Annotated in this window: 6 protein-coding genes and 1 tRNA gene; 3 read left to right on the top strand and 4 right to left on the bottom strand. The window is 36.6% G+C overall.

What is annotated here, in order from left to right; all coding sequences use genetic code 11:
• Window positions 1–18 precede the first annotated feature (18 nt).
• The 4 genes from EV142_RS23475 to EV142_RS23460 form a co-directional block, all read right to left on the bottom strand.
• Window positions 19–91: transfer RNA gene (locus EV142_RS23475), tRNA-Met, on the bottom strand.
• A 146-nt stretch (window positions 92–237) separates the two neighbouring features.
• Entirely contained in the window at window positions 238–762 is a 525-nt protein-coding gene (locus EV142_RS23470) for a DUF4269 domain-containing protein (RefSeq protein ID WP_132038301.1), read from the bottom strand.
• A 7-nt stretch (window positions 763–769) separates the two neighbouring features.
• Window positions 770–2,296, bottom strand: a complete 1,527-nt coding sequence (locus tag EV142_RS23465) for an ArnT family glycosyltransferase (RefSeq protein WP_132038300.1) — start codon at window positions 2,294–2,296, stop codon at window positions 770–772.
• Between the two features lie 90 nt (window positions 2,297–2,386).
• Window positions 2,387–3,115 carry a DUF3108 domain-containing protein gene (locus tag EV142_RS23460; RefSeq protein WP_132038299.1) on the bottom strand — a complete coding sequence of 243 codons (729 nt, stop codon included), beginning with the start codon at window positions 3,113–3,115 and terminating at the stop codon, window positions 2,387–2,389.
• A gap of 324 nt (window positions 3,116–3,439) precedes the next feature.
• Here EV142_RS23460 and EV142_RS23455 point away from each other — a divergent pair, with 324 nt between their 5' ends.
• The 3 genes from EV142_RS23455 to EV142_RS23445 are packed head-to-tail and all read left to right on the top strand — an operon-like array spanning window position 3,440 to window position 6,883.
• Complete coding sequence (locus EV142_RS23455) at window positions 3,440–4,141, top strand: outer membrane beta-barrel protein (protein WP_127340871.1); 702 nt, start codon at window positions 3,440–3,442, stop codon at window positions 4,139–4,141.
• Between the two features lie 14 nt (window positions 4,142–4,155).
• Window positions 4,156–4,887, top strand: a complete 732-nt coding sequence (locus EV142_RS23450) for an outer membrane beta-barrel protein (RefSeq protein WP_132038298.1) — start codon at window positions 4,156–4,158, stop codon at window positions 4,885–4,887.
• Window positions 4,888–4,918: 31 nt separating this feature from the next.
• Complete coding sequence (locus tag EV142_RS23445; RefSeq protein WP_132038297.1) at window positions 4,919–6,883, top strand: T9SS type A sorting domain-containing protein; 1,965 nt, start codon at window positions 4,919–4,921, stop codon at window positions 6,881–6,883.
• The last annotated feature ends 20 nt before the right edge of the window (window positions 6,884–6,903 follow it).

Genomic DNA, 6,903 nt, shown 5'->3' with positions numbered 1-6,903 from the left:
CTTCTTTGTCCCATGTAGTAGCGGGAACAGGACTCGAACCTGTGACCTTCGGGTTATGAGCCCGACGAGCTGCCTACTGCTCTATCCCGCGATGTGGGTGCAAATATACGTAGTAAATACAGTTTAGCAAAGGAATTACTGATTTTTTTTATTTAAGCAGTTTTGGTTTTTAATTTTCTGGTGGTTAGTAGTTTAAAAGGAATAATAGGCGAGGAGTCTCTTTAATAAGTTACACCTTTAAAATTTATAGTCCAATAATTCCGTGTAAGGATCGTCTTTTAGCCCTAGCAAAAGACCAAAAGCAGGTTCAGTTTTGTAACCGTTTTGTTTGAGTCGGATAATTTCAAGCCTGAATTTTTCACCTTTTAATTGTAGAATATTGTATTCGATGATCATGTGTCGGTATCCGTTCTGATTTTGAACCGGAATATTTTGTCCGAAGATTTCAATTTCAAAAGCTGCTTTCCTGAAGTTTGCTATAATTGATTCCTGATTATTAATTGTGGTTTCCCGAATCGTAAATTCAGCCTCAGTTCCAAAAATAGCGGTTAGCTTTTCGATAAAATGGGTTTTGTCTTTCCAATAACAAATGATATCGAGATCACTGTTTTCGATAGCAATATTTATGGGAATGGTACCGACTAAAAGCGGATCAAATTCAGCAAGCTGAGACAAAATCTTATTTTGGGTTAAGACTTCGTAAGCACGGATTTGTTTTTGATTTCCGGTTTTTAAATAGTCAAGAGTAGTGAAGTCAGTCATTTTTGGGTTACTTACTATAATCTTTTTCATCCTTGATTTCCTGTTCCAGCCTTTTGTTGATGTTGACTGTCGCATCCGTAAAAACGAAAATAGTTGTTTTGTATTCGCGGGCATAGGGATTGTTTATTGTACCAGCGATCCGGGACGTTTTAAAATACGGACTGGTTTCTTTAAACTCATTGTCCTCTTCTTCGTATTCCTTAACCCTGATGAGGTTTTTGTATGTTATGGTAAGATCAAACCAATTGACATAATCGGCATTAAAAGAAACTGCTTTGATTCCTTTTTTAGTGTAATAATTAATCGCACCGGCCTGTCCGTAATTGTCGCAAAGGACTATCGTTTTGTCCTCATTAGGCAAAGCGGAATAAACAGAATCGGTTTTGCGGGCCAGTTCTTTCCAGCCCAGCATATCAGCGAAATCCTGAGGCAGGGCATGATCTTTTCCGTCTTCCCAGCGTAACATTCCCAGGTTTTTATAGTGTTCCGGATGTTGTACAATATATTCCGGGCTCTTATTGGGAAAAGCAAAATGGTAGATCGGAATAAAAAACAGTACAGGAATCAGTATAAAGACAGGCTGCAAATACCGTTTCCAGCCTGATTTTAAAATATCGGAAAGAAAAACAGATCCGAAAGCAATATAAACGGGATACAAACCAATGGCATAATAGGCTTTGGCTTTGAAATATAAAAAGACAAGTAGTGTGAAAATAATAGTTCCAAAGAACAATTTATATTTCGAGAAAGGTTTATAAAATAATAACGCATAAAGTGCCGCAATAATAACCGGAACAGCGCCGATAAAAAACAAAAGCTGTTCTTTTAAAAACCCCATGCGGTCCACGTTGACCAATTGTGTTTCCGCTAATTCTTTCATATGATGCACAATCGGAAATTGATTGTTGTACTGCCATAAAAGATTCGGAAGGATTAACAGTAGTCCAAGGAGTAAGGCGAAATACACCTTTTTTTGGGCTAAAATCTTTCTTTGAGGAGAAAGCAAAAGAGCAGGCAGAAGGCCGATAAGCAGGAACAAAATGTTGTATTTGTTTAGAAAGCCAAAAGCAAATACGACAGCGCCAATATAAAACCATTTTGTGTTTTCGGTTTTGATGTACAGGATAATAACATAATAAAACGCGGTCCAGCACAATACATCTAATGAATTGGGCTGATACAGCATATTGATCCGAAGCAGCGAGGACAACAAAATACAGATTGCTCCCAGGATTAAAGCATACAGATTTCCTTTTAAAGCTTCAATAGTTTTCCAGACGATAACCAGTGTCAGAACGCCAAATAAGGCAGGGAAAAACTTTACCCAGAAAACAGAATTCCCGAGTAAAAATATCAGATATGAAATCCACGAGGTCACCGGCGGAACCGACAAATACCCCCAGGCCAGGTGATGCGCCTGATTGAGATGCAGGTATTCATCACGGTGCAAATCATATTCGGGACTTAGTAAAACGTATTGTAAAACAAATTTTAAGATAATAAACCCAATTAAAAGTATTGTTTTTCTGGTCATGGAAGTGTTTGGTTTCTCAGATTAGTTATTTTTGCTGTTTCGGCCAAATATTTTAGATCAACTAATTTAAGATATTTGGTTGCTATGTAATTAGTATGCTTTTTCTAATGTCATTTTTCTGGTGCCCATGTCAATTTCCTGTTTCAAAAATTGATTGGTTTCAGAATCAATATAATAGTTATTGATCACTTTGTTTTGGGAAATCCCGTCTGTCACGGTAACGATCCAGACCGATTTGTTCATGTAGATTCCTTTTTTAGTATTGGTTATATTGGCTTTAATAATTCCCGCTTTCGTCATTGGATTATAATCAAAAATAGTGATTTCTGTTTTATAATTTTCTTTTAACGGCAGCCAGCGAATTAATTGCGGATAAAGGTTACTGTCAAAAAAGTCACCATCTGTGTTTTCATTGATTTCTGTTTTTTTGTTCCCGGTTTTATCCAGATAAAAACCGGTGGTCTGTTTCCCAAAATTAAGGGTGATGTCCCTTTGCGTGTTAACAGAAGTGTGTCTTACAGGTTTTAGTTCAGGAAGTTCTGCAATAGTTTCATCGACCCAATCGGGTTTGTCTTTCATTTTCACGGTAGTGGTGACTTTTAGGGTGTTTTTTGTTTTGGAGATTGTAGTAAACACTTTTCCGATTTCAATTTTTACGGTATCACGAAAGGCAAACCAATTCATTTCATACGCTTCATTTTTAATTAGTGACGCCATTATTTCATTGTGCTCCGGAGATTGAATCTTTTCTTGTGCATTTAGAGTCACACACATTACCAAAAAAGAAGAAATTAGAAGCAACGACTTTATAGTTTTCATAGGATATAGTTTTGGTTCATAAAAGTTAGTATACAGAAATTAGTAAAAGTTACAGCTGGGGAATTTTTGAAATCAATTTGTTTCTTTATAAATTATCACAGGAAACTATCTTATAAATAACTTATTGGAAACTTTACGTTTTGCCTTCTTTTTTTATTTCGAAATCCTTAAATCATCAGTTATTTTCAGAAGTAAAATCATCAGTTTATCAATGTTTATGTTGTTTAATCTGAAATATTTTTTTAACAGATTATTTAGCACTTTGTCGACTTATGAGGATTACCTTTCAATTATTAATACATATATTCGCAAAAAATTTTCCGCATGAAAGTAATACTATACTTATCAATTTTTTGTTGTTTTTTTAACGCTTCTGTTTACAGTCAAAATGAAACCAATATCACCTACGGATTAAAGTTTGGTGCATTGCAGTCTAAAATCAGTAATTTGCCGGAAAGCATTAAGGGAAGGGATAATACATTTGATAACAGTGTTATGGAAAGTAAAGGGGCTTATGGTTTAGAAGGCGGTTTCTTTTTAAACTTCAAACTTTATGATACGCGTGTTGCCATTCAGCCGGAAATCTTATTCAGACAATCCGGAGAAAAAGTTACCTATCGCGATGCCGTGGGAAAAGAGTTCGAGTTAGGACTTCATTATTCTTACCTGCAGATCGGGGCTTTGTATAAAGTATACCCCTACCAAGGATTAAATTTAGGTTTTGGTGCTTTTTACGGCATCAGTTTATCTCCGAATAATGTTACATACACCTCCAACGAAGCAGGAGGAATGTACGATGTAGCAACAAGACAGTTCTATCAGGACGGACTTGAGGGTGCAGATGATTTTTCTCTGTGTTTTGCGGCAGGTTATGAACTTCATCAAAGTATTCACTTCGATTTACGTTATTATTTAGGCGTAAAAGATGTGGTAAAAAGTAATGCTTCTTCTTTTCAGTTTATAGAAAATCAAAATAAAAGTGGTGTGATTTGTTTTTCTGTAGGCTATAGTTTTCATCAATGGTAATTTCAATTAAAAAAATGAAAAAATTTATTCTGCTTCTTCTTTTAGTAAGCACAAAAGCTGTTTTGGCACAAGGTGACAGAGAGATCACCTATGGTATTTTTGCCGGAGGTATTCATTCAACATTATCTAATCTTCCTGATGTGATAGTTCCCAAAGGTATTTACGAAGGATATACATTAGAAGAGAAAGGCAAGTTTGGAGGAACCGGCGGCTTCTTTATCAATTGGAAATATCCGTATGCCAAAGTGAGTATTCAAACCGAAGTTTCGTATTCCGGTCAAAGTACCGATTTGAATTATGAAGACACAGAAGGACTGAAATATAAAATGACTTTTGGTTACAGCTATATTAATGTTGGTGCACAATTTAAATATTATCCTGTTGAAGGATTTTATATTGGTGTGGGACCTTACGTTAGTTTTAATATTGCCAGTGACAATATAAAGTACACGTCAAACAGCCAGGAAGTATTTGGCAGTTCGGGTGCTTATTTTGAGCCGGATGCGAATGTGCAGAAAGTCTTAAAGGAATCCTTAACCGGTAAAAATTATTTTTCAGGGATGCTGTCTTTAGGATACGAATTCAGTTCGAATCTATCTGTTGGAGCACGTTATACTTTAGGTCTGACAGATGCTTTGACAACAGAAGAAAACGGACACCGTTACAGCGAAAACAAAAATAAAATCAACAGCATTTCATTGATTATCGGGTATTCATTCGATTTTGACGACCTCGGGAATTTTTAATAAATAATCATCTTAAAAATCATTACCTATTATGAATAAGAAGATTTTTTTACTGGTAATTTTACTATCGGTGTCGACCGGTAATTTGATTTTTTCACAGCAAAAAATCAGGCCCGGAAATGTTCACGAACCTTTTTTCTGGATCAAATCAAGAGCCAATGGCGATGCTTATTATTGGGAAAGCCTCACGAATAAGGAAGCCAAAATACCGGCCAATACGCAAAAAGGAGGCGCTTTTAATTTCAATCCAAGTATTGCTTTCGATAAAGCAAAAGATTCCCTGATCCTGCCTTTGGGTACTGATACAAAAAGAAGACAGACCGTATTTATGGTTTATAAAGTAAAAGACAGTTTGAAAGAACAGCTTTTATGGACGATCAATGATGCGAAAAAAACAGTTTCTGTGGCAACAAATAAACGCCTGGCCGATTTAAATAAATACAATTACCAGTCGTACAGCGAAAAGGTAAAACCACAAAAAGCCAATATTCACTTTTTTCAGCAAAACATCACCGACAGTGTTGCAAAGCCATCATCCCTGACCATTGGTTTGAAATCGAAGTTCGAAAAATTACCGCCGGAAGAATTCAGCGGAAATATAAGTGAAATTCTCGTGTACAACCGTGTTTTATCCGGAGTCGAAACGCAAAAAATTGCGAGCTATCTGGCCGTTAAATACGGTATTTCGCTTTCTCAGTTTGAAATTAAAAATTATCTCAACAGTCTGGGGCAGACGATTTGGGACATTGAAAAGCATAAAGGTTTTGAGTCCTCTATTACCGGAATCGGAAGAGATAATGTAAGTGGCTTATTGCAGGTAAAAAGCAGTAATATGGTCGACGAAGGTTTGCTGACTATGGAACTGAAAAGCAAGAGCAATACAATTCCGGATAATTATTTTGTTTTCTGGAGTGATAACGCAAAAAATCTACTGGTTAAAAAACAGGAACAAGGGGAACCAACAGGTGTTGACAGACAATGGCAGCTTGATTTTGCCCGTACTTCAGATTTAAATCTGGATTGGACTTTTGATCCGAAATTTATAAAAGGAACCCTTCCGAAAGACAGTTATTACTGGCTGCTGGTAGACCATTCCGGAAAAGGAACTTTTGATGAAAATAATTCCGAATACATTAAGTTGGCAAGCACTTCGAGTAAGGAAAAGCTGAATTTAAAAGACTTTAACTGGGACAAACAGCTGTCCGGTACAACCAAATTTACATTGAAAGTAGCACCGCAAATGTTCAGCCGTGTCTGGATTACCCAGGCCAATTGCGCTGTAAATTCTTCAGGAGAATTGAATTATACGATTGAAGGCGGAGAAGCACCGTTTACCGTAACCGTTAAAAAACAAGGAAGTGATACTGTTTTAAAACAGTGGAGCCAAACCGCAAAAAGCAGTTCAGGCGTTCAGCTTTCTTCGGGGAATTACGATTATATCGTTCGCGATACAAGAGGCAATTTATATTCAGAAACGGTTTTTGTGGCCGATAAGGAGGGTACTTTTCCGGATTTAAAACCAGAATATCAATTGACAGACGGAAATGCGCTGATTTTAGATGCCAGCCTTGGCCTGCCGGAAGGGAATTATGAATACGAATGGTATTACGAAGGTAATTTTTTAGATAATAATCCGAAGATTTTAGTAGATCAGCCCGGTACTTATGAAATTAGATTGGCAAGTGACCAAAAGTGTAAAACGTCCAGTAAAATTGCAGTGAAGACAGACGGAAAGGAAAATCCGGATGCTACGGTTTTAATTTTATATCCCAATCCAACAGTCGACGGTCATTTTACAATTGCCATGCAGTTTGCACATCAAACAAATGCAACCGTAACCGTTTACACTCCGACGGGTACTTTGCTTCAGCAGAAACAGTTTACCCAGATAGAGAATTATCTCTATGATGATGTGATAAAAGCGTCATCTGGAATGTATCTCGTTACCGTAAATTCAGATTTCGGAACCAAAACATTTAAAGTAATTGTGAAATAATCCGGTTTTGATAAAATAAT

Origin of the sequence: Flavobacterium circumlabens (assembly GCF_004345565.1) — a bacterium.
In the GTDB taxonomy this organism is placed as follows: domain Bacteria; phylum Bacteroidota; class Bacteroidia; order Flavobacteriales; family Flavobacteriaceae; genus Flavobacterium; species Flavobacterium circumlabens.
Note: the sequence above shows the minus strand (reverse complement) of the source record. Positions and strands in the feature narration are given on the sequence as shown.

Bases quoted from the DNA above. Each gene is read 5' to 3' on its own strand.
- EV142_RS23465 (WP_132038300.1), bottom strand. From the start codon at position 2,296: ATGACCAGAAAAACAATACTTTTAATTGGGTTTATTATCTTAAAATTT.
- EV142_RS23445 (WP_132038297.1), top strand. From the start codon at position 4,919: ATGAATAAGAAGATTTTTTTACTGGTAATTTTACTATCGGTGTCGACC.
- EV142_RS23460 (WP_132038299.1), bottom strand. From the start codon at position 3,115: ATGAAAACTATAAAGTCGTTGCTTCTAATTTCTTCTTTTTTGGTAATG.
- EV142_RS23450 (WP_132038298.1), top strand. From the start codon at position 4,156: ATGAAAAAATTTATTCTGCTTCTTCTTTTAGTAAGCACAAAAGCTGTT.
- EV142_RS23470 (WP_132038301.1), bottom strand. From the start codon at position 762: ATGACTGACTTCACTACTCTTGACTATTTAAAAACCGGAAATCAAAAA.
- EV142_RS23455 (WP_127340871.1), top strand. From the start codon at position 3,440: ATGAAAGTAATACTATACTTATCAATTTTTTGTTGTTTTTTTAACGCT.